Origin of the sequence: Robiginitalea biformata HTCC2501 (assembly GCF_000024125.1) — a bacterium.
In the GTDB taxonomy this organism is placed as follows: domain Bacteria; phylum Bacteroidota; class Bacteroidia; order Flavobacteriales; family Flavobacteriaceae; genus Robiginitalea; species Robiginitalea biformata.
In genome coordinates this window covers 1,069,093-1,092,558 of sequence record NC_013222.1, presented here as the reverse complement: position 1 = coordinate 1,092,558, position 23,466 = coordinate 1,069,093, and the positions used below count along the sequence as shown (strand labels likewise).

Here is a 23,466-nt window from a genome sequence, read left to right as displayed (position 1 = left end):
CGCGCTGCTCGATGCCTTCTCAGGGTTGTTCCCCAACCTCCTCCTGCCCCAGCGCCAGTGCCTGGAAGAGCTTCGCCTTGGCAGAAAGGAACTTGTTGCCCACTTCATTCGATTTCAGGCGGGCGTCGATCAGGGCCCGTTCCCGGGAGTTGATCAGGAACACGGAACTCTCTCCGAATTCAAACTTCCGCTCCTCGGCGCGAAGCAGCTGATCGTAGTCCCTGACAATATCCCGGATCAGGCTGTTCTGGGTCTCAAAGGACTCCAACTCGGTAAAGATACCCAAAACCTTGTTCCGAATCCCCACCTGGGTGCTGAGCCTTTCGAGTTCCGTGTCCCGAAACCGGATTTTGGCCAGTTTGAGTTCCCCCCGTTCCTTCCGGAGGAACAGCGGCATCCGGAAACTGAGGCCCCCTTTGTACTGACCCGTATCGAAGGAGTTCAGCAATTCGGGCGTCTCGGTCAGGAAGTTGTATTCCAGGTCAATCTCGGGGAGCAACCGGCTGGCCTTCAATTGGCGCTCCACATCGAGGGCCTCCAATTTATACTGGAGGGAGCGCAGCTTCGGGTGTTCGGCGGAAATCCAGTCTTCGCCCAATTCCAGGTCCAGACCCAGGGCCCGGTCTACGGACAGTGCCGGATTGACCTCGGGAACCACCCAGGGTTGGAGTTCCACGGGCAGGTCGTCTTCCAGCCACAAATAGGTAGACACCTCCAGGGCGGCCTGTGTAGTGCGAACCCGGGCCTGTTCCAGGCTGAGGCGCCGGTTGGCAAAGGCGATGCGCGCCTCCACCGTGTCGATGGTAGGCCGGTCCCCGGCCAGGGCACTTTGGCGGATGCCTTCCAGCCGCACCCGGGCATTCCGCACAAACCCTTCAAAAACGGCGAGATCCTGATAGGCCTGCAACCAGTCAAAATACGCCAGGGAGGCCTCAAAAAGAAGGGCGTTTACCAGGAGCTCCAGATCTGCCTGGCTCTGTTGGCGGTAGAGCCGGGCCTTCTTCAGCACCGCCATCCTTTTATCCATCCAGATGCCCCGGCCAACCGATACGGAAACCCCGGCGCTGTACAACCCCGCGTCCGGCAGGGCCTCGTCCGGGTTCAGGAAGGCCCCGTCATTCTCGGAAAACTGCCCCTTAAATTCCACGCCGTACCAGGTGGGAATCTTAAAAGTGGCGTTCAGGCGGTCGTAGTATTCGGTGCCCTTGAACTCTTTCCGCTCGAGGTCTACCTCGAGTTTCGGATCGAAGCCACCGCGGGCCTGCAACAAACCGGCTTCCCCCGCGTCCAGGACGAGCCGCGCCTGACGGGCCAGCGGGTGGAACTGTTTGACCTGCGCAATGAATTCCCGGAACCCCAAAACCAGGGTGTCCGATTGGCCTTCCGGGTTGCCGGCCCGTTCGGGGAGGTTGCCTGGTTGGGCCTGAAGCCCCGCCAGGCAGCAGATGCACGCGATGAGAATCACCGGTATCTTCATGGCTGGTTTTTTCCGCTTAATCCCGCCGCCGACCGCTCCGGGGTGTAGTAGTTTGGCGGGAATCCGTTGAGTTGCCGCCAGACTTCAAACCAGATGGGTACATCTTCGAGCAATGCCAGGCTGTTCGCCCCGGACCCGACGCGGATCTTGTCCGGCCAGGGGTGGTCGTCCGGGTCCGGGGCTATCAATATGCGGTACTTGCCATTCGGGCTGATATAGGTTTCGATGGCCACAACAACCCCCCCGTAGGTCCCGAAGGAGATATTGGGCCACCCGCTGAACACGATGGCCGGCCAGCCGTCAAACTGGATCCGGAACTTCTCGCCCACGTGGATGAGCGGCAGGTCGATGGGGGAAATGTAGGCTTCCACCGCCAGGTCTACGGACGCCGGCATGATGCTCACCAACTGTTCGCCCTCCTTGAAGGTCTGGCCGATCCCGGCCTGCAGCGCTTTGTTGACGTACCCTGCCTGGGGCGCGCGGATCACGTTCAATTCGCGCCGCCGCTCGTAATTCGTGAACTGGTTTTCCAATTTGGTCACCTGGGCCTCCGTATCGAATTGTGCCGACTGGGCCGTAAATAGCTCACTTTGCGCTTTGGCGACCTTGTCCTGATACTCGGCCTGAATGCGCCCCACTTCCATCCGGGCGTTCAACACCTCATTCTTGCTCGCCAGCAACTTGTTTTCCGCCGATATGAGCTTCGCCTGCGCCTCCTGGAGCTTGAGCCGTTTCTCTTCCACATCCGTGACTGCCTTGAGACCTTCCTCCTCGAGGGTACTGGTCCGGTCGTACTGCCGCTGGGCAATGGAAATCCCTGTACGGGCAGCCTCCAGGTCAATACTGTCGCTCTTGACTTTTAACCGGGCCTGCATGAGCTTATTCCGCGTCTGTTCGAGTTTCAGGGCCTGCTCCTGGCCCAGGGCGGCTACCTGGTTCTCCAGTGCCCGTACCTTCTCCTGATAGGATCCCACCGACCGGCTTTTCGCATCGATCTGCTGACGCGTGCGGTCTACGAGCTGCGGGTCGAAGTATTCGTCTTTGACTTCCGACATGACCAGGATCGTATCGCCTGCAAGGACAAAGTCCCCTTCCCGGACATGCCATTTCTCGATCCGTCCGGGGATGGGTGATTGCACCGTCTGGGGCCGCTGGTCGGGCCGCAGGGTGGTGAGATACCCCGTCCCGCTGACGGTCTGTGTCCAAGGCAAAAACAGGATGATCACCGCAATACCTGCAAAGGCCAGCAGGAAGCGATTAAAATGTTTGTAGTACCGCTGGTGGATGACCAGTCGCCCCGACTCGAATTGCCGCAGGTCCACGTCCCGGTTCAGTCTGTTCTTTGTGATATTCAACATGGGCCGGAGTCTTTGATTAATCTGCCGGAGTCCATCTCCAGAACACGGGCGCACTGCTCTTCCCAACGGTCGTTGGAACTAACCACTACCAGGGACCAGGGATTGTCCTTATCGGTCAGGAAATCCATGATTTCACTGGCTTCCCCGGGTTCAAACTGATCCAGGGGGTCCTTGAGCGCAAGGAGTTTTGGCCGGTTCAGGATACTCCTTGCCAGCACGATTTTCCGGGCAACCACATAGGGGAATTGCCGTCCTTCCGGATAGATGACCGTTTTGAGGCCCTGGGGTAGCGCCTTGACAAACGAGAGCAACCGGATTTGTTCCAGGGCCCGGTACACCTCCTCCATGGGGATGTTCGGGTTGCCAAAGGTCAGGTTTTCGAGCAAAGTGCCTTCAAAGGGCGTTTCCTCGGGCAGACACTGCCCGAGCTGCGAGCGGTAATGGTTCAGCAGCATGCTGTCCAGGGAAATCCCGTTGGCAAAAATCTGCCCCGAATCCGGCCGCAATATCCCGGTTATGAGCCGAAGCAACGTGGTCTTGCCCGAGCCGGACGGGCCCTTGATCACGATGCGACTCCCGGAGGGTATTTGAACGGAAAAGTGATCGATGATCGTTTTCTGCTCGTCCGCAGAGTGGTAGGTGATCTCCCGGAGTTCTACATCCAGGGTTTCAGATTCATCCAGCGGGGTCTCCCCTTCCAGGGGCTCGAGTTCCTTGTCCACCACCTGCCCGAGTTTTTCCAGGGACGTGAGCAGGTCGTATGCGGATTCCAGGCCGAGAATGAGCTTTTCAACCGAGGTGATGACCAGCAGGATGATAATCTCCGCAGCGACAAACTGGCCGATATTCATCTGCTGGTTCAGGACGAGCAAACCGCCGATAATGAGTAACCCCGCCGTGACCAGGACTTTAAAGCCGATCATCTGGATAAACTGCAATACCAGCACCCGGAAATGGCTCTCCCGGGCCTTCAGGTAACGGGTTACCAAATGGTCGTTCTTATCGACGGCCAGGGAGGTTTTCCCGGATAGTTTAAAGCTTACGATGCTCCGGGCCACTTCCTGGATCCAGTGGGCCACCCGGTACTTGTGCTTGGATTCCTCCAAACTGGTCTCCAGCCCCTTTTTTGCCGTTAACTTAAATACCGCATAGATCAGCAGGAGCAGTAAAATGCCGTAGGCGATGAAAAACGGGTGGTAGAAGGAAAGCAGCAGCAGGCCCAGGAGAATCTGGAGCAGGGCCGCCGGGAAATCGATCAGGATCTTGGAAAGCGATTTCTGAACGGTTAGCGTATCAAAAAAACGATTGGCCAGTTCCGGCGGGTAAAAATGGGTCAGCTCGCTCATCAGGATCTTCGGGAACCGAAAGGCAAATTCAAACGAGGAACGGGTAAATATCTTTTGCTGCAAATTCTCGATGATTCGGATCTGCATCAGCTGGAGGACGCCGACAAAGACCACCCCCAGGGTAACGAGAATTACCAGTACAATCCAGGAAGTGCTCACCTGGGCCCCCTGTATCAGGTTGATGATTGCCTGGATTCCAAGCGGCAGGGACAAATTGACAAGGCCCGCGAAGATTGCGTAGTAGAATACCTGCAGGATGTCTTTCTTCTCAAGGTTCAGGAGCCCCATCAGGCGCTGCCAGGTAGTCATAATCGCTTTTGCCATGGTTGGGGGTAGGTTATTTTCGGATTGTGTTGGTTACCAGGTGAATGAAAAATCGCGTATGGTTGCGCACCCCCTCGAGTTCGGTGAGGGAGGGGAAGTGCTGCTCGAGGAAAAATTGATGCAGCGATCCCTCAATAACCGAACTGGACAGGGAAACCGAATAGGGATACTCTGGGTTAACTGCCCGGATCATATCGGCCAGCCTGTGCACAAGGCGTTTGTAAATCTCAAAGTACCCGTCCCGGTTCTGCTGGTCCACCTCCCGGGTCAGGAAGGGTTTCGAATACTCATTGACCACAATCTGGTGGAGGGCCACCTCATCGATATGTTCATAGGAGGCATCGGTAACCACCGGGCGGGTGAGCGTATCGATGGCGTGCTCCAGCCGGCTGGACGGATCCGAAATGGCATGTGTTTCCTGAACGAGTCGGAGTTCCAGCCAACCCCAGTACCAGGAGCAGAGGTAGATTAAAAATTTATGTTTGTTCTCAAAATACCGGTAGACAGAGCTTTCATTCGACCCGATTTCCTGCCCGAGTTTCCGGAAATTGAACTTTTCCACTCCCATCTCGGAGATCATCGCGATTCCGTAGCTCACCATACGCTTTCCCAAACGGGTAGTCTGCGGGTCTTTCAAATACAGTCCCGGGTTGATCGACACTTCCATATTCCGGATTAACGCATCCATATTGCGATTCTTATATCAAAGATAACCATCCGCTACTATCCAAATTTTGTTCAAATATAATAGTACAACTCTCAACAAATATGGGTTTAACTATTATTTAACGATAGTATTACTATCATTTTAATATATTCGCAATAATTAACTTTGATAATCCTAAATGTCCATTTTATGAGAGCTAAAAATTTCATATTGACAATTGCGGCGCTGCTTTTTGCTGGGTTTTCGGCCCAGGCACAACAATCAGACGTCCGGGAAGGCAGTACACTGGTCCTCGGCCAGGCCGATGCCCACGGCTATGACCACATTGACTTTCCCCGTAAAAATTTCATTATCAAACGTGGGGCGATTGCCGATTTCAACCGGCTCCAGGGCATGGAAGTCGTCGTGGTTGGGCAGACCAGCCGCAACGGCGAAACCTGGGTGACCCTTGAGCGGGCAGACGGAGGGAAGTTCTTCCGCTTCATGCCCCGGGTGGAAGCCCGACTGGACCAGGCCATGGAAGCCGGGGAGCTATCCCGTTCATGACCCCGTTGACCGGTACCCGTTTTTTCCGTTTCTTGCACATATGGAGAAACACCGATGTGGTTGGTGCCTGGGCGATCCGCTCTACGTTACCTACCACGATGAAGAATGGGGCGTACCGGTAAGGGACGACCGAAAACTGTTTGAATTCCTGACCCTGGAGACCTTCCAGGCAGGGCTCAGCTGGATTACGGTCCTGAAAAAAAGAGCGCATTTCCGCCGGGTGTTCGACGCGTTCGACTACCGGCGGATTGCTTTTTACGGTGAAGACAAAATCGCCGAATTGCTGGCCGACCCGGGTATTATCCGGAACCGCCTGAAGGTCCGCGCAGCCGTTTCCAACGCCCGGGCCTTTATGGAGGTCCAGGAAGAATTCGGGAGTTTCAGCGAGTATATCTGGGGCTTTACGGATGGCAAGACCATTCGCAACGCGGTAAAAAACTACAAGGAAGCCCCGGCTACCACCCCCCTTTCCGACAAGTTGAGCAAGGACCTCAAAAGCAGGGGGTTTAAATTCGTGGGCTCCACGGTGGTGTACGCGCACATGCAGGCTACCGGCATGGTTAACGACCACGAAGTAACATGTTTCCGATATGACCAGGTTTAATTCATCCGGAAGGCTTCAGGCTTTCGTTTTCATCCTGCTGCTTGCTCTTGCCCCCGCCAGCGCCCAACAAAAACAGGAGCGCGAATTCCGTATCCGAAAAGCCCAGTTCCCGGAGTCGGCCCGGGAGGTGATGGAACCTTACCTGGAAGGTGTCAGGCGCCTGAGGTACTACAAGGAAATCGACTCGGCCCGCAGCAGTTTTGAAATGAAATTCAAACACCGGCGACTTCACTACAGCATTGAGTTTACCCCGGAAGGTGAGCTAGAGGATGCAGAAGTCCGTATCAGGCCGGTTGATATCCCCAATGAAACCCTGGAAGCCATTCAGGCCCACCTCAAAGGAACCTACGGCCGGTACCGGGTACGAAAAATACAGCAGCAGTATCCCCGGGCTTCCTTCGAATCGGATACCCAAACCCTGAAAAACGCCTTCCAAAACCTGCTCTTGCCGGAAATCCGGTACGAACTCGTTATCCAGACCCGCCAGGATTCCGGACTGGCCCACTATGAATTCCTGTACGACAGCGAAGGCCGGCTATTGCGCATCCGGGAATCTTTGCCGCCGAATTACAATCACGTCCTCTATTGACGGTTGCGGCTTTGGATCTCATATAACATACCTGATAAACGGATATCGCCAGCATGAGCAAACCACCACTTCGTTTTACCCCCCGGATACTTTGTCGGTTGGCGATCCGTCTCGGTTTCCTGGCAGTTGGCCCGCTGGTATGGGGACAGGGAGAATTTACCGGCTATCTGGAGCCTGCCGTCAACCTGAATTACTCCCTCGGCAAGGGATTCTCCCAAAACGTTTCGGCAGGCCACCGCATGTATTATTCACGGAACGGGGCCGCCGAGCTGCAGGGCCGCCAGGTAGACCTGGCCCTGTTCACTTCGGTCGCTTTTTTAGGGAACCAAAGCGTTGGCCTCGGGATACAATACCGGTTCAGAAAACCTTTTGAACCGGACCGTACCAACGAAATTAGGCTCACCCAGCAATACAACCGCACTTTTCGGCCCCGCGTCATCCGGATCGGCCACCGCCTGCGATCCGAACAGCGTATCTTCCCGGATCAGACCGTCCACAGGTTCCGGTATCGGCTGGCGTTCGACGGCCCGTTGCAAGGGGAGCGAACCGATGTGGGCGAGTGGTATTGGGTAGGCACCCTGGAGCAGTTGCTGAGCGTCTCGAGGTCGCAGTCTACCGAATGGGATGTCCGGGCCGGGGCGGAGCTGGGTTACCTGGCAGCGGATGGCGTCCGTACAGAACTCGGGACGGAATACCGGCGGGAGGACTTTACGCATACCGGCGGGCATGAATTATTCTTTACCATGACCCTGGTCCTCTCCCTTTAGGAGGTTCAGGAATTGCGCCCGCGAGACGAGTCGGGCGCCCAGGCTTTCCAGGTGGGGCGTATGCACCTGGCAGTCTATCAGACGGTAATTCTTCTCCTCCAGCTCCCTTACCATATGGATAAATGCGGCCTTGGAGGCGTTGGATACGCGCGTAAACATGCTTTCCCCGCAGAATACTTCCCCCAGGTCCACCCCGTAGAGGCCGCCAACGAGTTCGCTTCCCTGCCAGGCTTCATAGGAGACGGCATTCCCGGCCTCGTGAAGGCGGATGTAGGCCGCCTCCATCCCCGGGGTAATCCACGTACCGTCCTGGCCCTTTCTGGAAGTTTCTGCACAGGCGGATATCACCTCCGCGAAGCATTGGTTTTTGGTTATCCGAAAGGTTTTCTTCCCTATAATTCGACGCATGCTCCTGGTTATTCGGAGCTCATCCGGAAACAGGACCATCCGGGGGTCCGGGCTCCACCACAGGATCAGGGAATCATCGCTAAACCAGGGGAAAATCCCCGAACGGTATGCCAGCATGAGCCGCTCCGGTTTCAGGTCGCCCCCCATGGCCAGAAGCCCGTCCGGGCCGGCGCTGCGGGCCGGGGGAAATACCAGGGCATTACCCAGATACGGGACAGGTGCGTGGGATGGGGGCATTTTTACCAGGGAGTTTGGGTTTAAATAAATGGGGTTTTTGAGCCCGCCCATGCAACAAGCAAGAACCGGTACAAAAGGGCCCTTTATTACTCCTTGCAAAGGTACAATCCCTCACCAAATCAACAGCCCGGCCAGGTAGATGCCACCGGCAGCACACATAAACAGGAGGGTAAAAGGCAGGATTTCCCGGGCCTTCAACCGGGTGATCCCGAGTAAGGGCAGGGCCCAGAATGGCTGGAGCATATTCGTAAGCTGGTCCCCGTATGCCAGGGCCATCAAAGCCTTTTCCAGTGGCACTTTCAATTCCAGGGCCGCCTGTAGGATGATGGGCCCCTGTACTGCCCATTGTCCGCCCCCGCTGGGGACAAACAGATTCACCAGTCCGGCGCTGAAAAACGTGAACAACGGGAAACTCCGCTGGGTGCTGACAGCGATAAAAAAGTCCGAAACACGATGGATAAGCCCGGACTCCGTCATGATGCCCATGATCCCGAAATAGAGCGGGAACTGGATGAGGATCCCAGCCGTATCACCGATGGCCGTTTCAACTGCCCTCAGGAAATTCCGAAAGTTGCCGTGCAGGAGCAGGGCAAGCCCGAACATAAAAAAATTCAGCATGTCCGGGGTCAGGTTTAGTTGCCTGAGCTGCGGCAGGTACTGCAGCAGGAATGCAGCCAAAACGAGTGCCGCAAATAAACGACTCAGCCACGGGGATCGGTCTGCCCGGTCCCCGTCCTGTTGCGGGTCCGACTCGGTTTCCGCTTCGGATACGCTCTGAGGCAGTTCCACAGGGCCTGTCCGGGTGGTGCGTCCCAGCCAGTATGCCAGACCGCTGACAACCAACCAGACCACCAGGAAAATACCGAGGTTCCAGGGGCCGAAAACCGTCTCCGAGGTTGGGATGCTGCCGGGAAGGGCCGCCAGGGATGCGTCGGGCAGGATGCCCTCCAGCAGGTTGTGGATATGTCCGGGTTCACTGGCTTTGATGGGGGCAGAACCGCTGATACCCCCGTGCCAGACCATCAGCCCGAGATACCCGCAGGCACCAATAAGCGGATAATTGATCGGGATGCCCCTGTCCCGGGCGTGTTCCCCCACCTTTCGGGCGAGCAGGGCCCCGAAGATCAGGCCAAGGCCCCAGTTGAAGAAGGAAACGAGCATCGTGGTGGAGGCCACCAGCAGGGCGGCCCCGGCCGCATTGCCTGCCCGGGCGGTCAGAGCGGATAGCAACTTTTCGGCAGGCGCGCTGAGTACCAGGACATGGCCCAATACCAGGATGAGCATCATCTGGTAGGCAAATACGAGCAGGTTGCGGTTCCATAGCCCGGATTCCCAGGCCCTGAGCGTTCCCGCCCAGTTGTTGGTCCCGTCCGGGTAAACCCCAAACACTCCTCCCAAAAAAAGCGCCAGCAGGCTGAGGATAACAGCAATGGCGAAGGGGGACGGTAAAAACCGCCTGAAAAGAGCCTCTATTGTCCGGGTAACTGACATGGTTGTGCCGGGTGGGCCCGGCGCCGATATCCCTTAAAACGGCAGGTCGTCGTAATCCTCTTCCTTGAGGTTGTCCGCCGGCTCAAAGGCATCGGCCGGGGGTACCGGGGGAATGTCATCGCCCGGGGTCGCTTCCTGAAGGTTCTCGATGCGCCAGCCCTGGATGGAATTGAAATACTTGGTATCGCCCTGCGGGCTTACCCATTCCCGACCGCGCAGGTCGATGCTTACCTTGACTTGCTGGCCTACCTGGAACTTGTCCAGCAGGTTGGTCTTGTCCTGTACAAATTCCACCAGCAGGTGCTGCGGGTACTGTTCGTCCGTGGTTACTACCATTTCCCGCTTGCGGAAGCCATTGCTTCCGTATGTTTTGGTTTCCTCGATTACTTTGATGGTTCCTTGAATCTCCATGCGTCTCGCTTGTATTAATTGTAAATTTCTATTCGATTTAATGGGCCGGGTACCAAACCCGGTATTCTTCCGCTTTATGTCCCTGCTTACACCTGTTATAACCTAGTCCGTCCCTGTGGCAGCTTTGCCTGTTGCAGCCTTGCCTGAACCTATTCCAGCCCTGCCTGCTTCATTCCAGTCCAGCCAACAACAACTTCCACGCGGTATGGACGTCCCCGCCTTCCAGGTATTGCTGTGCCCTGCGGTGCAGCGCCTCGGTATCCCGGGCGCTGATTACTTTACGGGCGTTGACGTCCGAGGAAACAAAGGCGCTGACCTCGGCGGCATCCGGCAGTTTTTCCACGTTGCCAAGCCTTCCGAGGTCGTTGCCGGTCAGCACCTTGCTGAGCCGTATGGGTTCCGGGATGGCGTCTACCCCTATGCCGAGGCTCGACAGCGGCTTCGGGACTTCAAAAAGCCCGGCAGCTGCCCGGCTGTACCAGTTTCCCCCCAAACGGGCCACCAGGTCCATTTTCTTGGGATCGGGCAATCCCGGAGGGGACAATATATTTTTTTTCAGGTGGATTTTGACCACCTCGCAGAATATCAGGTTCCCGGAGCCTCCCCCTTCACCCAACGGCATGATCCGGGTTACCCGGCACTCAAACTGGGCCGGGGCTTCGGCCACCCGGTAGGGTTTCACCAAATCGGAAGGCACCATGCCAAACCCCGCCTTTTCAAATTCGTTCACCCCTTCCGGGTATTCCGTGCTCGCCAGGGACATCTGCTGTACCATTTCATAGGACACCATATTGACGACCACCTCCCGGGTCTTTTCGGCATTCAGCAACGTGTGTTTTACCGTATTGTCCCGGACGCGCCTGGCCGGCGAAAAGATGAGCACCGGCGGGTTGGTCCCGAAAACATTGAAATAACTGAACGGCGCCAGGTTGGGGGTTCCCCCGGCATCCACCGTGCTTGCAAAGGCGATGGGACGCGGGGCTACCGCACCGAGTAAAAACGCGTGTAACTCCCGTGTTTCCAAGTCTTCCGGCAAGAGTGACAGGGTGCCTGAGGTCATGGGGCAAAGGTAGGTAAAATTACATCGAATGTGCAATCCCGCTCCGGGATCCCGCCACAACATTTCCGCCCAAATTGAGTTATATTTAACCGAATGGTCCGCGTGGAGTTGCCAACCGGCAGACTGCCCGGAAAACCAAAAAAATCCGCCAAGGGGGCATGCGATTCAATCCGCCAAAGAAAATCCTGAACGCCATCCTGCTGATCACGTCCTTTGTGATCGTCAGCCTGATCCTTTGGAACACAAATAGCTTTTTCAGGAAATTCAAAGAAGAAGAGCGCAACAAGATGGAGATATGGGCCACGGCCCAATCCGAACTCCTGCGGCTTTCGGAAGAGCAGGAACTCGGAAACCTGCACCTGCGGGTGTTCCAGAACAATACGAGTACGCCGATGATCCTCGTCAATTCGGACGGTTCCTACCGGATCAACAACATGCCGGACGTCTCCCCGGAAGACGAGGAGGAAATCGCGGGCCGGATTGCGACATTCCGGTCGGAAAACACGCCCATCCGCATCGAGTACGAAGGCGAGTTGCTCGCCACGCTTTACTACGGGAATTCCGAGGTACTCAACAAGCTGAAATATTACCCGGTGGCCCTGCTCCTGATCATCTTCCTGTTCGGCGCGGTTATTTTCTTCTTTTTCAAGACCAATAAGGCATCGGAACAGAATAAACTCTGGGCGGGCATGGCCAAGGAAACTGCCCATCAGATCGGGACCCCCCTGACCTCCCTGCTGGGTTGGAATGAGTTGCTGAAGTCCGAGGAACTCAACCCGAAGATTACCGCGGAGATCGAGAAGGACATCGGCCGGCTGCAAACCATTACCGAGCGGTTTTCCCAGATCGGCTCGACGCCCCGCCTGGAGACGCTCGACATTGTGGAAGAAACGCGCAACGCGTTTGATTACCTGCGGGTGCGGAGTTCCAAACTGGTCCGGTTCAGCTTCCACTCCCGGGCGGAATCCCTTCCGGTGCTGTTGAATCGCTCGCTGTATCACTGGACCATTGAGAATATTGTAAAAAACGGTATCGATGCCATGAAGGGCAAGGGGGACATCTCCCTGGAGATCGCCCCGGACCCGCCCCTGGTGCATGTACTCATCACCGATTCAGGCCACGGCATCCCGAAAACCCGCTGGAATACAATCTTCGACCCGGGGGTTACCAGTAAAAAACGCGGTTGGGGCCTCGGACTTTCCCTGGTGCGCAGGATTGTAGAGGAGTACCACCAGGGGAAAGTGAAAGTGCTGTCTTCCGGCAAGGAAGGCACCGTAATGCAAATCTCGCTGCGCATAAAGAATTAGCTATGGGAAAACAAAAGCAAGTAGTTATCAAGGAAGCGCCTCTGAGCAACAACTGCCCGGAGTGTTTTAACCAGGATATGACCCTGCGGTTTTACCAAAAACACCGATTTGGGTGGCTGTATCACCGCATCAGCCCGGAAGTCACGCGGGAACTGGAATGCAACACCTGTAAAAATGTGATTTACCCGGTAAAATGGACGGAGGATATTGACAGGAGCGTGGAATACTACGAAAAAGCGGTCCGCCCGGAGCGGGCCCGTATCCATTTCAAATCGTCGTTCTACGTCTTTGTATTGCTGGGGATTTGCCTGGTAGGCGCCCTGGTGTATATGTATGTGGAAGGCCTGTTCTGATCCTTTGGCAGGGCCTGGCTATTCCCTGGAAGGGCTATTCCTGATGCCTGGGGAATCTGTTTTAAAGCCCGGGGGGCCAGACCTGAAGCCGGGCGGGCGGTTCCCAAGCCCGGGGAGCCTTCTTTCAACTAACCGATCTGGCGGCGAATGGCTGCTGCCGTTTCCTCAAATTCCGATTCGGTTAGCTTTTCCTTTTTTCCAAAGGTCGCATCCGCCATGCTGTTGAGGGGGATCAGGTGGACGTGTACGTGCGGGACCTCCAGGCCGATGACGGTGAGCCCCACGCGTTTACAGGGGATGGCCGCTTCGATCCCCAGGGCTACTTTGCGGGAAAACCGCATCAACGCTTCATAGGCCTCGGCGTCCAGGTCGGTAAGCTTGTCCACTTCCTGTTTGGGGACGCAAAGCGTATGTCCCCGGCTGTTCGGGTTGACATCGAGAAAGGCCAGGTGGGCCTCATCCTCGGCTACCTGGTAGCTGGGTAATTCGCCCCGGATGATCCGCGTAAATATACTGGGCATGTGATGTTGGTTTTGTCCCGCCAAGATACGAAAAATCCGGGCGTATAAGGGTGGGCGTTCCAGTGCCAGCACCCTGAAGGGCAGGCCATGGCGTTGCCTCCAGGCCCTTTCAGCCCAGGTCCAGTTTCCGGTAAAGCAGGTAGGAATAGACCAGGGGCACCAGGACGATAACGGATGTCACCCCAAAGAACAGGTACATGAGCCAGGGTCCGTTTGCCAGGGCGGCCACAAGCACTATCAGCAGGCCGCCGATTAACCAAAGCACCCCGCCCAGGCGGTGTGTCTTGTTCCAGATTTCGGGGTGTTCCAGGGTCCACGGGGTCCGGATCCCGATAAAGTAATTCGGCCGGACGGTTTTGAAATAGTTGCCCAGGAACGCAAAAAGCAGTCCGATTACCGCCAGGAGCGGGGCGGGCGATAGGGTGCCTTCCGTCCGGGTCATATGGATGATGACCACCGCCAGAGCCGCCATACAGACCGTGACGATATATTTCAGTTGGGTGTACTTCACGCCCATCTCCCGGATTTTATTCTTGGGGTCGATGGCCGGTACGGCCAGGAATATCAGATAGACCAGCCCGGTAGTCAGAATCGGTATCAGCCACAACTCGGATTTATCTCCCCACCGGTCGATTTCCCCGCGGATATTCCAGTGCAGGGGCACCCGCTCGGGCAGCTGATTCCATTGCAGGGCGAGGTAAATAAAAGGTGCGGCCACAATCAGAAGTATGGGCCATTCGGTTCGCAGGGAAGTTTTCATCGTTTATTTTTTTAGGTCCAGGACCCACTGCAACAGGTCCTCGACAATGGTGGTATTCAGTGAGTATAGCATAAACTGCCCCTGGCGCCTGCTGGAAACCAGGCCCGCCCGCTTGAGGAGGTCCAGGTGGTGGGAAATGCTGGGTTTCGAGATATTGAACTGGTCCGCAATTTCCCCTGCACTCAGGTCGCGCTCCTTGAGCAGTTGCAGGATTTCCCGCCGGGTGGGGTCGTTCAGCGATTTAAAAAGGGCATTCAATAATTATATATTTAGATAAATATCTAATTATTATTTCAATTGTGCAAATGGGTCAGGTTTCGGTGGTTCGGACCCGGGAGTGCCCGGGCCGAAGGCGCGTTATAAATTAACGGGTAATCTCGAGCACATCGAACTTCAAGGTGCCGTTCGGGACCTGGATCTCAGCGGTATCCCCCACTTTCTTTCCCAACAGGCCCTTGCCAATCGGAGAGGTAACGGAGATTTTTCCCGCCTTCAGGTCGGCTTCGCTTTCGGCCACCAGCGTATAGCTGAGTTCCTGGCCGTTTTGCTGGTTCCGCAGTTTCACGGTGGAGAGGACCAGGACTTTGGAGGTGTCCAACTGGGATTCATCAATCAGTCGGGCATTTGCCACCACCTCTTCCAATTTGGCTATTTTCATCTCCAGCAGGCCCTGGGCCTCCTTGGCTGCATCGTATTCGGCATTCTCGGACAGGTCGCCCTTGTCGCGGGCTTCGGCTATGGCCTGGGAGGCTTTCGGCCGCTCCACGTCGCGCAGATGATTCAACTCGTCCTTCAGCTTCTTCATCCCTTCGGGCGTATAATAGGATACCTTACTCATATCATCCGGATTTTATAAAGAGAAAATCCCCTGCAAAACCTGTGCTGCGTACAGGTTATTTAGAGAGGATTTAACGCAAATATAGGGATTTTTTACTGATTTTTGTGCCAGAAGCCCGAACCCGATGCGCCCTAGCCGCTTAATTTACAAGCTATTCCTGTCCGTTTTGCTCCTGGCATGCAGCAACGACGCAGGCAACCGGAACCCGAACCTGCAGGAGCTGGGGTTCCGCTTTGAGATGAACCTCAACCTCCCGCTCTACAGCCCGCTTACCAGTACGGGAAACCCGGTATATATCGGAAATGCGGGCGCGGGTATCCGCGGCTTTTTTGTGATGAATACGGGCTTTGACCAAATGCGCGCCTTTGAAGCCAGCTGCCCGAACCATCCGCCCAACGGGTGTTCCACCATGCAAATCGACGGGCAGAACGCCGTCTGCCCCTGTGAAGACTACACCTACAGCCTCTTCACCGGGCAGATGTTTGACCCCCCCGACGACGGGGCACGCTACTACAACCTGCTCGAATACCGGGCAACCCGAAGCGGGGATGTCGTCACCGTCAGCAACTGACCGGCTAATCGACTTTACTACCCTCCGGTTTACTACCCTCCGGCGCGATACCGCTGCATCACCTCCTTAAATAACTCGGCCGTGGAGGGAGGCGTATAGGAGATGGCATTCGCCCCGGCCTCCAGGGTCTCCCGGATGGTTTGTTCCGTTTTGCCCCCGGTGCCGATAATGGCGATATCCGGATCGAACCGGCGGATTTTCCGAATGATCGCCGGGGTGTTCTCCGCCCCCGACACGTTGAGGATATCCACGCCGGCACGGATCCTTGCGGGAAAGTCCTCATCCGCAGAAACCACTGTTACTACCACGGGAATGTCCACCTTGCGCTTCACCTGCGCCACCACGCGGTCCGGCACGGGTTTGTTGAGCACCACCCCAATGGCCCCCTGGAATTCGGCGTGCAGGGCGAGTTCTACCACGCGGCGCCCCCCGGTTACCCCACCCCCAACCCCGCAGAGGATGGGCTTATCTGCAGCGGAAATCAGGGCATGGGATATGGCGGGTTGGGCCGTAAACGGGTAAACCGCGATGATGGCGTTGGCATTTGTATTGCGGATCAGCGCCACATCCGTACTGAAGAGGAACGATTTGAGCAACTGGCCAAAAATGCGGATACCCGATGCCTCCCGGATAATTTCCGGCACCTGTACGAGGTTTTTCCGATAGCGCGAATCGAAGGAAGGCTCCATGGCGGCACCCATTAATTACCCTTGGGAAAGCTATGGAATTTCCCGATGCGCCGTACGGCTGCCCCGCGTTAAAAATGCGATTGGCGCCCGGGTTCTTTCAATCGGTTCCATCCGGGCGCCCCCATAGGCCTGTACCCTTAAAATCGCACCCGGGCCCCAGCCAGGAAATGGATTCCCGCCTGCGGGTAGTACCCTGCCCCTTCGATGGTGGTAACCACCCCGGGGTTCGAGAAATCGTCATCATAGGTATAGAAATACCCGTTGGAACTGAATTTCGCATCGAACAGATTATTCACCAGGCCTGTCAGGGTTATCTCCGGAAAGCCCCCGGAGGCCGGGATGCGGTACTGCACATTCAAATCGGTTTGCGAATAGGCTTCCAACCGGGATCCTTCCGCTTCGATATTGCTCATGTACTGATCGCCCACATATTTGGTGAGTACCCCGAGCTGCAGGTCTTCTGCCGGTGACCAGACCAGTCGGCTGCCGGCTACGACGCCCGGCGAATAGGCAATTTCCGTGTCCCCCAGGGAGGTGAGTTCCCCGTCCCTGCGAAAGAAATAGTCCACATTCCGGTTGATGCTCAACGCGATGTTCGGTTGCCAGCGAAGCCGGGGCGAAATGCGCAGGTCGGCATCGATTTCCAGCCCGGTGCGGTAGCTGTCCCCCACGTTGGCCCGGAGCGGCGCCCCCACGTCGTTCAACTGGCCGGTAAGGACCAGTTGGTCCTTGTACCGCATATAATACAGGTTCGCGTTCAGGGTCAGCTGCTCCCCCAGGCTCCGCCAACCCAATTCCAGGTCGTGCAGGCGTTCGGGCCGCGGGTTGCCCCCTTCGTAATCGTTCCGGTTGGGCTCCCGGTTGGCCACGGCATAGGAAAAGTACAGGCTGCTGCCCGGCCGGAACTGGTAGGTAAGCCCCAGCTTCGGGTTGAAAAACCCAAAGGTGTCGTCCACCAGGCCCGTATCGGCCCCGTTGGCCTCGTAGGCCACGCTCCGGTACTGCATATCGGCAAAAAACCGCCAGTGATCCCCGGCGGTGAAGTTGGCCTTGGCAAACACGTTGAAATCATCCTTGCGGGAGTCGTCGTTGTAGTACCGGTCGCCCCGTTCCAGACTGCCCGAATACCGGGCCCAGATAAGTTCGCCGAAATGGTCGCCCCGATAGGTGTTCCACCCGCCGCCCAGGGTCAGTTCCAGGGGGCCGCTGTTGTGGATGGCCGAAAACACCGTCCCCAGGAAATCGTTGTCCAGCCAGCGGCGCCGGATGTAATCGGTGGTCGTTTGCTCCTCCCCGTCTATCACCGGGTTGTCCAGCCCCAGGAAGGCATACGAGGCATCGGGGGCAAAGAGGATATTCGTGTAATACCATTCGTCCACGTATTCCTCAAAGAATCCGCGGCCCCGGGTATAGTGGAGCGCGATGTTCGTCTGGAACGCCCGGGTCCAGCGCTCGTTCCAGTGGAGCTGGAAATGGTCCTGTTTGTAGTTGTCCACCTGGTTCTCGTAAAAGCCTTCGAAATTCCCCGAATCGTCGAATTGGATCCCGGCGATATTGAAGGTGCGGTTGCTTTCCAGGTCGTTGTCCACGCCAATCGCCCCCAGGGTAGCCGGGTCGAAACCGTACCAGGACTGGTAGGTGATCTCATGCCCCCCGAAAAGCAGTGCCTTCACCAGCGTATTTTCATCCAGGTAGGCCCCCTGCAGGAAGTAGGAATCCAGGTCGGAGGAAGCCCGGTCAATATACCCGTCGGACCTTATCCGCGACAACCGCCCGGACACCTCAAAATGTTCTTTAAGCAGGCCGGAACTGAATTTCAGGGTGGCCTTGTGGGTGTTAAAACTGCCGGCAGAACCCGCCAGGGAGGCATAGGCATCCTCCGAGACAGCTTCCGTGAGTACATTCAGGCTGGCGCCGAACGCCCCGGCCCCGTTGGTGGATGTCCCCACCCCGCGCTGCAACTGCAGGTTTTCGGTAGATGAGGCAAAGTCCGGCATATTCACCCAGAAGGTGCCATGGGACTCCGAATCGTTGTACGGGATCCCGTTGATGGTTACGTTCACCCGGGTGGCATCGCTGCCGCGAACCCGGATCCCCGTATACCCCACGCCTGCACCTGCATCCGAGGTGGTCACCACCGAGGGCAGGTAATTCATCAGGATCGGGATGTCCTGGCCCAGGTTGCGGGTCTCGATCCGTTCGGAATTCAGGTTGCTGAAGGTTACCGGGGATTCCCGCGTGGCGCGTACGGCCGCCACCAGCACCTCGTCGAGGCGGATCGAATCCATTTGGGTGGTGTCGGCGGGAATCTGCTGGGCGGAAATTTGCGTAGCCAGCCCAAGCAAGGCTACTGTTGTGAATAAAGATTTCATCCGTAAAGTGTTTTTTACGAATAAAAGGGGCTGTTATTCTATGGTTAATAGTGATTTATTGAGCGCCGCATTTCTACGCTCGGTCCCTTGGCAGCATTACCTGCCCAGGTTCAGCGGGTGTAATCTCAGCCCCGGCTTGCTGCCCGTCCGTTGCGGACTAAAGCAATTTGCGCGGAGCACCCCTTGAGAGACGGGGCAAATATAAGGTGAAGGGGAAAAATTGTAAAATCTTTTGGCCTCTTTTAATCGATATAGGCCTGCGCTCCGTATATATTTTAGAAGCGAGCGATTTATATGAAGCGGGAAGGCCGGTTTACCCTGAAATTACTGTTGAGCTACCTGAGCCTGATTGTCCTGGCGGGAATCACGGGCTATGCGATCTACAACGAAGTGGCTATCTACTTCCGGGAGGACGCCCCCGAGGCAGCCGATATGCGCCTCGTGCGGGTCGGGGGGCTGATTTCCAGGATCTACGAGGCGGAGAGCGCCATTGGCAGCCGGCTGGCACCCCGGGAGGAAGATTTTGAGGCCTATAGCAGGAACGTGGATTCCATCCGGGCCCAAATCCAGGACCTGAAGGAAGAGAGCCGCCTCCCGGAGGAATTCATGGGGCTGGACAGTATCCAGGGCCTCCTGGAACAACAGGTTCGCAATACCCGGCAGCTGCTCAACCTCAGCAGGCAGGAAGCCCGGACCGACCTGTCCATCGGTGATGCCCTGGCCGAATTCAATAAAATTCAGGAATCCCTGGGCCGCTTCCAGGCCGAAAACCTGTTCCCCGGCTTCCAGGACATGAGCCCCCAGGTACAGCAATCGCTCCGGGAATACGCCGACCTGCTCAGCCGGAACGCCCCCCAATTAAACGACAAGAATGCGGACCCCGCCTACCTGGACTCCATCCTTTCGGTTTCCAAAGGGCTCCTGGAACAAGCCCGGGCCAGCCAGCGCCAGAATCAACAATCCCGACAGGCCCGCCTGGAGCAGGTCCGCGCAAACAACCAGGAGCTTTCCGGGCAAATCCGGAGCCTGCTGGGGTCCCTGGAGCAGGAGGTCCGCGCCCAGTCCCTACGGGAAACCCTTCGCCGGAGGGAAACGCTTCGCGATACGATCCGGCTGGCCGGAGGTGCCGCCTTACTCGGGTTGGTCGCCGTGGTCATCTTCGCTTTCTTCATCCACCGGGATATCGACAGGATCGCCACCTACCGGCGAAAACTCGAAAAAGAGAAGCAATACAGCGAATCCCTGCTCCGCAGCCGCGAAAGGCTGATCGCTTCGGTGAGCCACGACCTGCGATCGCCCCTGAATACCATCCAGGGATACGGGGAATTGCTCGGGCAGACCGAGCTGAGTGAAAAGCAGGCTGCCTATACAGCGGCCATGGATTCGGCTTCACGCTACCTGGAGCGCCTGGCCAACGACCTACTCGATTTCTCGCGCCTGGAAGCCGGACAACTCAAAACAGAAGAACTGCCTTTTATCCCGGCCGAATTGATCCGGGAAACCTGCCACAGCATCGAGGCGGCCAACCGCACCGGGAGAGTAGCCCTGGAACTGGACCTCGAGCGCGTCCTCGATACGCCCTGCCTGGGCGATTCGTTCCGGGTCCGGCAAATCCTCAGCAACCTGCTGGGCAATGCCTATAAGTTTACCCGCGAGGGCACCATCACCGTTTCGGGACGCCTCCGCCCCTCGGGGAATGGGGGTCGGGAAGGCCTCAGGGAGCTCGAAATCCGGGTGAGCGATACGGGGATGGGAATCCGGGAGGAAAACCTCGAGTCGATCTTTCAGGAATTTACCCAGGCGGAAGCCGATGCCGGTGCCGGGCAGAAGGGATACGGCCTGGGCCTCACGATCTCGCGGAAACTCAGCGAATTGCTCGGGGGCAGCCTGACGGCGCGGAGTACATGGGGCAGGGGAAGCACCTTTACCCTGCGGGTCCCCGTGACACTGCGTATGGCGCCTGGAAAAGAGGACCCCGGCGCTACCGGCACGCCTGGGAAAAAACGGGAAGCGGCTGCCAATGGCACAACCCCGCTCCCCGCCGGGATCCAATCCGTCCTGGTCATCGACGACGACCCCAGCCTGTGCGCCATGCTAGACTCCTATTGCGAAACCCTGGGCATCCGGTGCCTGACGGCAAATGGCTACCCCTCCCTGCCCCGGGATGCTTCCCTCTCCTACGATGTGGTCGTAACCGATATCGAATTGCCGGAAACCGATGGTTTCAGCGGCCTGAAAATGCTCCGGGATGGTGCCTTTGACCACTACCGGGGGCAACCGGTTATCGCCATGAGCGGCCGGCGCGACCTGGAGCGGGACACTGCCGTGGAAGCCGGTTTTTCGGATTTGCTTCACAAGCCTTTTTCGATACGGGAATTTGCCGCCTGCCTGGGGCTTGGCGCGGAGGTAAAGCCGGAGGTTTCCGATTCCGGGCCAGAGCCGGACACCCCGGAGCCCAACACCCCGGAGCCCGGCACCTATATGGACACCCGTTCCCTGGAACAATTCCTGGGCCCGGACCCCGGGGCGCTTCGGAGAGTTCTGGAGACGTTTTACCATAGTACCCTGAAAAGCATGGGTGAATTGCAGGCGGCCCGCGACCGGAAAGACCCGGTCGAAATGTCGCGAATTGCCCATCGCGTACTGCCCATGTTCCGGCAACTCGGCTTGCAGCAGGCAGCATCCCGCCTCTCGGAAATCGAAGCTGCCGGGGAATCCGACCCGCTGGATATGGCGCGGGCATCGCAGGCCCTGGATCAACTCGATCCGACGATCGGGTCCCTCCTGGAAAAACTCAGGCGGGACCTCAGGGAACCGTCAGCTTATACCGATTGATTTTATTGTACAGGGTCTTCCGGGTAATCTGAAGCAATTTGGCTGCCTGGGTCTTGTTGTAGTTGGTTTGCTCGAGTGCGCTTAGAATGCGCTTCCGCTCGTATTCCTCCCGTGTGAGTTCGAGTCCCGTCCCGGCAACTGGCGGGTCGGTATCCCCCTGCATGGAAGCCGGCAGCACCTCCATCCCTATCGGGCGGTTCTCACTGAGGAGGACGGCGCGGGTAACGACATTCCGGAACTCCCTGAGGTTGCCTGGCCAGGCATAGGTAGAGAACCGCTGTAATACGTCCTGCTCATATCCCGGGCAGGTGCGGTCCAGGTAGTCGTTCGCTTTCTCCAGGAAATACTCGGCAAAAATGGGGATATCCGCCTGCCGGTCCCTGAGGGCGGGAATGGAAATGCTGAACTCATTGAGGCGGTGGTAGAGGTCTTCGCGGAAATCCCCTTCCCGTACGGCCCGGGCCAGGTCTTCGTTGGTCGCGGTAACGATACGGACGTCGACCGGGATTTCCCGGTTGCCTCCCACCCTGCGTACAGTTCGTTCCTGCAATGCACGCAGGAGCTGGACCTGGTTCTCGTAGGACAGGTTACCGACCTCGTCCAGGAACAGGGTGCCCCCTTCGGCAGCCTCAAAGTATCCGGATTTGTCCTGCACGGCCCCGGTAAAACTGCCCTTGATATGACCAAAGAATTCGCTGGCCGCCAGATCGGCCGGGATGGCCCCGCAATCGACGGCGACAAATGGCCCCTTGCGCCTCTTGCTCTGGCGGTGGATGTTCCGTGCGGCCACCTCCTTGCCCGTGCCGCTTTCCCCGGTCAGGAGTACGGACATGGCCGTGGGGGCCACCAGTTCAATATGGCCCGCCAGTTTTTTGGACGCCTCGCTCACCCCGCTGATACCCGGCGATTTGTCGGAGGGCAGGGAAGGCAACGGCTGGTTGTCTTTGGCCCGGGAAGTTTCCGGGTCCCCCGCCCCTGGTTTCCGGCCGGCCGGACGCTTTTTGGCGAGGGCCTGTTGGATAACTACCTGCAACTGGTCCGGGGTAAAGGGTTTGGAAATATAGTCGGCGGCGCCTTTCTTCATCGAAGAGACGGCGGTTTCCACCTCGGCGTACCCGGTCATGATGATCACCGCAGTCTCCGGGTGCTTTTTCTTCACGGACTCCATAATTTCGATCCCGTCGGAGGCCGGGAGCCGGAGGTCGGTAAGCAGGAGATCCACGCCTCCCCGATCCAGCGATTCCATTGCCGGCTCTGCCCCGGGAAAGCACTGCACCTGGTATCCGTTGCGTTCCAGGTACCGGGAGAGCATCTGGCCAAAGGCTGCGTCGTCCTCAATAATCAGGATTTTTGGCATATCGGTTTGGGTCTGTATCCTATATACGGGAAACAGCGGCGCGGCGACGTGAGGAAAACGTTAATTCCGCACCCGATTGGAAAGTTTGGGGACTTTATACAAAAAGAAAGGAGCCGCTAACAGCGACTCCCTTCAACCAAACCAACTTGATACAAAACAAATAACTCAAGCTCGACTTTTACACGTCAGTGATTACATGTCAATCCAATTACCCTCGGCGTCGGCATACAGGGTTCCTGTAGTTCCGTCTTCCAGGGCTACTTCGAGCTTGTACTGTTCAGATTCGTTGACGAAGGCCTTGCTGATTGTGGCCGACGGGTAATTTGTGGAAACAGCTTCCTGAACGGCTGCAGGCAATTCATCCACGGCGATTTCAGTAAAATCGTCCTGGACTTCTGCGGCTACTTCAGTAGCTTCGGTTTCGGCTTGTGCGAGGTCGGAATCCTGTGCATATACTCCGAGTCCTGCAAATACAAACAGCAGGGCAAATACTAACTTTTTCATGATATATCGTGTTTTAAATGTTTAGACTTGCCTTACTTAATGAAAATTCAGTGCCATAGCGGCAGCGCACCGGG

At 57.0% G+C, this 23,466-nt stretch carries 25 protein-coding genes; 8 read left to right on the top strand and 17 right to left on the bottom strand.

Features of this window, described 5'->3' with window-relative positions; genetic code table 11:
- Positions 1–19: 19 nt before the first annotated feature.
- The 4 genes from RB2501_RS04860 to RB2501_RS04845 are packed head-to-tail and all read right to left on the bottom strand — an operon-like array spanning position 20 to position 5,193.
- Positions 20–1,477 carry a TolC family protein gene (locus RB2501_RS04860; protein ID WP_015753639.1) on the bottom strand — a complete coding sequence of 486 codons (1,458 nt, stop codon included), beginning with the start codon at positions 1,475–1,477 and terminating at the stop codon, positions 20–22.
- The gene (locus RB2501_RS04855; protein WP_015753638.1) at positions 1,474–2,835 is read right to left on the bottom strand and encodes an HlyD family secretion protein; all 1,362 of its coding nucleotides are present in this window, start codon (positions 2,833–2,835) and stop codon (positions 1,474–1,476) included. Before RB2501_RS04855 ends, RB2501_RS04860 begins: the two co-directional genes overlap by 4 nt.
- Positions 2,829–4,505 carry a peptidase domain-containing ABC transporter gene (locus RB2501_RS04850; protein ID WP_015753637.1) on the bottom strand — a complete coding sequence of 559 codons (1,677 nt, stop codon included), beginning with the start codon at positions 4,503–4,505 and terminating at the stop codon, positions 2,829–2,831. The genes RB2501_RS04855 and RB2501_RS04850 overlap by 7 nt, the downstream gene beginning before the upstream one ends.
- A gap of 13 nt (positions 4,506–4,518) precedes the next feature.
- On the bottom strand, positions 4,519–5,193 hold the full coding sequence (locus tag RB2501_RS04845) for a TetR/AcrR family transcriptional regulator (RefSeq protein ID WP_015753636.1): 675 nt from the start codon (positions 5,191–5,193) through the stop codon (positions 4,519–4,521).
- A 168-nt stretch (positions 5,194–5,361) separates the two neighbouring features.
- Here RB2501_RS04845 and RB2501_RS04840 point away from each other — a divergent pair, with 168 nt between their 5' ends.
- The 4 genes from RB2501_RS04840 to RB2501_RS04825 are packed head-to-tail and all read left to right on the top strand — an operon-like array spanning position 5,362 to position 7,678.
- Complete coding sequence (locus tag RB2501_RS04840; protein ID WP_041326997.1) at positions 5,362–5,718, top strand: hypothetical protein; 357 nt, start codon at positions 5,362–5,364, stop codon at positions 5,716–5,718.
- Between the two features lie 40 nt (positions 5,719–5,758).
- Positions 5,759–6,322 (top strand): DNA-3-methyladenine glycosylase I, encoded by a 564-nt coding sequence (locus RB2501_RS04835; RefSeq protein ID WP_015753634.1) that lies wholly within the window; start codon positions 5,759–5,761, stop codon positions 6,320–6,322.
- Positions 6,309–6,911 (top strand): hypothetical protein, encoded by a 603-nt coding sequence (locus RB2501_RS04830; protein WP_015753633.1) that lies wholly within the window; start codon positions 6,309–6,311, stop codon positions 6,909–6,911. Before RB2501_RS04835 ends, RB2501_RS04830 begins: the two co-directional genes overlap by 14 nt.
- Positions 6,912–6,964: 53 nt before the next feature.
- Positions 6,965–7,678 carry a DUF2490 domain-containing protein gene (locus RB2501_RS04825; protein ID WP_083760685.1) on the top strand — a complete coding sequence of 238 codons (714 nt, stop codon included), beginning with the start codon at positions 6,965–6,967 and terminating at the stop codon, positions 7,676–7,678.
- On the opposite strand, the gene aat is transcribed toward RB2501_RS04825, so the two are convergent.
- The 4 genes from aat to RB2501_RS04805 form a co-directional block, all read right to left on the bottom strand.
- Positions 7,643–8,323, bottom strand: a complete 681-nt coding sequence (gene aat, locus RB2501_RS04820) for a leucyl/phenylalanyl-tRNA--protein transferase (protein ID WP_041327504.1) — start codon at positions 8,321–8,323, stop codon at positions 7,643–7,645. The genes RB2501_RS04825 and aat overlap by 36 nt on opposite strands.
- Before the next feature lie 111 nt (positions 8,324–8,434).
- Positions 8,435–9,814 (bottom strand): short-chain fatty acid transporter, encoded by a 1,380-nt coding sequence (locus tag RB2501_RS04815; RefSeq protein ID WP_041326996.1) that lies wholly within the window; start codon positions 9,812–9,814, stop codon positions 8,435–8,437.
- 33 nt (positions 9,815–9,847) lie between these two features.
- Complete coding sequence (locus RB2501_RS04810) at positions 9,848–10,225, bottom strand: DUF3127 domain-containing protein (RefSeq protein ID WP_015753629.1); 378 nt, start codon at positions 10,223–10,225, stop codon at positions 9,848–9,850.
- 169 nt (positions 10,226–10,394) lie between these two features.
- The gene (locus RB2501_RS04805) at positions 10,395–11,285 is read right to left on the bottom strand and encodes a flavin reductase family protein (RefSeq protein WP_041326995.1); all 891 of its coding nucleotides are present in this window, start codon (positions 11,283–11,285) and stop codon (positions 10,395–10,397) included.
- Between the two features lie 158 nt (positions 11,286–11,443).
- On the opposite strand from RB2501_RS04805, the gene RB2501_RS04800 reads away from it, so the two are divergent.
- Together RB2501_RS04800 and RB2501_RS04795 are read left to right on the top strand one after the other, a co-directional pair.
- A complete protein-coding gene (locus RB2501_RS04800; RefSeq protein WP_015753627.1) occupies positions 11,444–12,592 on the top strand; it encodes a sensor histidine kinase in 1,149 nt (382 codons plus the stop codon).
- 2 nt (positions 12,593–12,594) lie between these two features.
- A complete protein-coding gene (locus RB2501_RS04795; protein ID WP_015753626.1) occupies positions 12,595–12,945 on the top strand; it encodes a hypothetical protein in 351 nt (116 codons plus the stop codon).
- A 128-nt stretch (positions 12,946–13,073) separates the two neighbouring features.
- On the opposite strand, the gene RB2501_RS04790 is transcribed toward RB2501_RS04795, so the two are convergent.
- From RB2501_RS04790 to RB2501_RS16510, 5 genes are all read right to left on the bottom strand, one after another.
- A complete protein-coding gene (locus RB2501_RS04790; protein ID WP_015753625.1) occupies positions 13,074–13,466 on the bottom strand; it encodes an HIT family protein in 393 nt (130 codons plus the stop codon).
- Between the two features lie 109 nt (positions 13,467–13,575).
- Positions 13,576–14,226, bottom strand: a complete 651-nt coding sequence (locus RB2501_RS04785) for an SdpI family protein (protein ID WP_015753624.1) — start codon at positions 14,224–14,226, stop codon at positions 13,576–13,578.
- 3 nt (positions 14,227–14,229) lie between these two features.
- A complete protein-coding gene (locus RB2501_RS04780; RefSeq protein ID WP_015753623.1) occupies positions 14,230–14,484 on the bottom strand; it encodes an autorepressor SdpR family transcription factor in 255 nt (84 codons plus the stop codon).
- Positions 14,485–14,590: 106 nt separating this feature from the next.
- Positions 14,591–15,064: a transcription elongation factor GreA gene (gene greA, locus RB2501_RS04775; protein WP_015753622.1), complete on the bottom strand. Its 474-nt coding sequence runs from the start codon at positions 15,062–15,064 to the stop codon at positions 14,591–14,593.
- 151 nt (positions 15,065–15,215) lie between these two features.
- Complete coding sequence (locus RB2501_RS16510; protein ID WP_394330204.1) at positions 15,216–15,479, bottom strand: hypothetical protein; 264 nt, start codon at positions 15,477–15,479, stop codon at positions 15,216–15,218.
- Between RB2501_RS16510 and RB2501_RS16505 the strand changes: the two genes are divergently transcribed.
- Positions 15,474–15,635 (top strand): Rieske (2Fe-2S) protein, encoded by a 162-nt coding sequence (locus tag RB2501_RS16505; protein WP_187289184.1) that lies wholly within the window; start codon positions 15,474–15,476, stop codon positions 15,633–15,635. The two genes, RB2501_RS16510 and RB2501_RS16505, sit on opposite strands and share 6 nt — an antisense overlap.
- 32 nt (positions 15,636–15,667) lie before the next feature.
- Here the strand turns inward: RB2501_RS16505 and RB2501_RS04765 are convergent, their stop codons facing one another.
- Together RB2501_RS04765 and RB2501_RS04760 are read right to left on the bottom strand one after the other, a co-directional pair.
- Positions 15,668–16,324, bottom strand: coding sequence for a beta/alpha barrel domain-containing protein (locus RB2501_RS04765; protein WP_041327503.1), 657 nt, complete (start codon positions 16,322–16,324; stop codon positions 15,668–15,670).
- 137 nt (positions 16,325–16,461) lie between these two features.
- Positions 16,462–18,696: a TonB-dependent receptor gene (locus RB2501_RS04760; RefSeq protein ID WP_041326994.1), complete on the bottom strand. Its 2,235-nt coding sequence runs from the start codon at positions 18,694–18,696 to the stop codon at positions 16,462–16,464.
- A gap of 294 nt (positions 18,697–18,990) precedes the next feature.
- On the opposite strand from RB2501_RS04760, the gene RB2501_RS04755 reads away from it, so the two are divergent.
- On the top strand, positions 18,991–21,531 hold the full coding sequence (locus RB2501_RS04755; protein WP_015753618.1) for an ATP-binding protein: 2,541 nt from the start codon (positions 18,991–18,993) through the stop codon (positions 21,529–21,531).
- Here RB2501_RS04755 and RB2501_RS04750 read toward each other — a convergent pair.
- Together RB2501_RS04750 and RB2501_RS04745 are read right to left on the bottom strand one after the other, a co-directional pair.
- Complete coding sequence (locus tag RB2501_RS04750; RefSeq protein WP_015753617.1) at positions 21,503–22,888, bottom strand: sigma-54-dependent transcriptional regulator; 1,386 nt, start codon at positions 22,886–22,888, stop codon at positions 21,503–21,505. The genes RB2501_RS04755 and RB2501_RS04750 overlap by 29 nt on opposite strands.
- Positions 22,889–23,080: 192 nt before the next feature.
- On the bottom strand, positions 23,081–23,392 hold the full coding sequence (locus RB2501_RS04745) for a hypothetical protein (protein ID WP_015753616.1): 312 nt from the start codon (positions 23,390–23,392) through the stop codon (positions 23,081–23,083).
- Positions 23,393–23,466: the final 74 nt, after the last annotated feature.

Bases quoted from the DNA above. Each gene is read 5' to 3' on its own strand.
- RB2501_RS04860 (WP_015753639.1), bottom strand. From the start codon at position 1,477: ATGAAGATACCGGTGATTCTCATCGCGTGCATCTGCTGCCTGGCGGGG.
- RB2501_RS04855 (WP_015753638.1), bottom strand. From the start codon at position 2,835: ATGTTGAATATCACAAAGAACAGACTGAACCGGGACGTGGACCTGCGG.
- RB2501_RS04850 (WP_015753637.1), bottom strand. From the start codon at position 4,505: ATGGCAAAAGCGATTATGACTACCTGGCAGCGCCTGATGGGGCTCCTG.
- RB2501_RS04845 (WP_015753636.1), bottom strand. From the start codon at position 5,193: ATGGATGCGTTAATCCGGAATATGGAAGTGTCGATCAACCCGGGACTG.
- RB2501_RS04840 (WP_041326997.1), top strand. From the start codon at position 5,362: ATGAGAGCTAAAAATTTCATATTGACAATTGCGGCGCTGCTTTTTGCT.
- RB2501_RS04835 (WP_015753634.1), top strand. From the start codon at position 5,759: ATGGAGAAACACCGATGTGGTTGGTGCCTGGGCGATCCGCTCTACGTT.
- RB2501_RS04830 (WP_015753633.1), top strand. From the start codon at position 6,309: ATGACCAGGTTTAATTCATCCGGAAGGCTTCAGGCTTTCGTTTTCATC.
- RB2501_RS04825 (WP_083760685.1), top strand. From the start codon at position 6,965: ATGAGCAAACCACCACTTCGTTTTACCCCCCGGATACTTTGTCGGTTG.
- aat (WP_041327504.1), bottom strand. From the start codon at position 8,323: ATGCCCCCATCCCACGCACCTGTCCCGTATCTGGGTAATGCCCTGGTA.
- RB2501_RS04815 (WP_041326996.1), bottom strand. From the start codon at position 9,814: ATGTCAGTTACCCGGACAATAGAGGCTCTTTTCAGGCGGTTTTTACCG.
- RB2501_RS04810 (WP_015753629.1), bottom strand. From the start codon at position 10,225: ATGGAGATTCAAGGAACCATCAAAGTAATCGAGGAAACCAAAACATAC.
- RB2501_RS04805 (WP_041326995.1), bottom strand. From the start codon at position 11,285: ATGACCTCAGGCACCCTGTCACTCTTGCCGGAAGACTTGGAAACACGG.
- RB2501_RS04800 (WP_015753627.1), top strand. From the start codon at position 11,444: ATGCGATTCAATCCGCCAAAGAAAATCCTGAACGCCATCCTGCTGATC.
- RB2501_RS04795 (WP_015753626.1), top strand. From the start codon at position 12,595: ATGGGAAAACAAAAGCAAGTAGTTATCAAGGAAGCGCCTCTGAGCAAC.
- RB2501_RS04790 (WP_015753625.1), bottom strand. From the start codon at position 13,466: ATGCCCAGTATATTTACGCGGATCATCCGGGGCGAATTACCCAGCTAC.
- RB2501_RS04785 (WP_015753624.1), bottom strand. From the start codon at position 14,226: ATGAAAACTTCCCTGCGAACCGAATGGCCCATACTTCTGATTGTGGCC.
- greA (WP_015753622.1), bottom strand. From the start codon at position 15,064: ATGAGTAAGGTATCCTATTATACGCCCGAAGGGATGAAGAAGCTGAAG.
- RB2501_RS16505 (WP_187289184.1), top strand. From the start codon at position 15,474: ATGCAAATCGACGGGCAGAACGCCGTCTGCCCCTGTGAAGACTACACC.
- RB2501_RS04765 (WP_041327503.1), bottom strand. From the start codon at position 16,324: ATGGAGCCTTCCTTCGATTCGCGCTATCGGAAAAACCTCGTACAGGTG.
- RB2501_RS04760 (WP_041326994.1), bottom strand. From the start codon at position 18,696: ATGAAATCTTTATTCACAACAGTAGCCTTGCTTGGGCTGGCTACGCAA.
- RB2501_RS04755 (WP_015753618.1), top strand. From the start codon at position 18,991: ATGAAGCGGGAAGGCCGGTTTACCCTGAAATTACTGTTGAGCTACCTG.
- RB2501_RS04750 (WP_015753617.1), bottom strand. From the start codon at position 22,888: ATGCCAAAAATCCTGATTATTGAGGACGACGCAGCCTTTGGCCAGATG.
- RB2501_RS04745 (WP_015753616.1), bottom strand. From the start codon at position 23,392: ATGAAAAAGTTAGTATTTGCCCTGCTGTTTGTATTTGCAGGACTCGGA.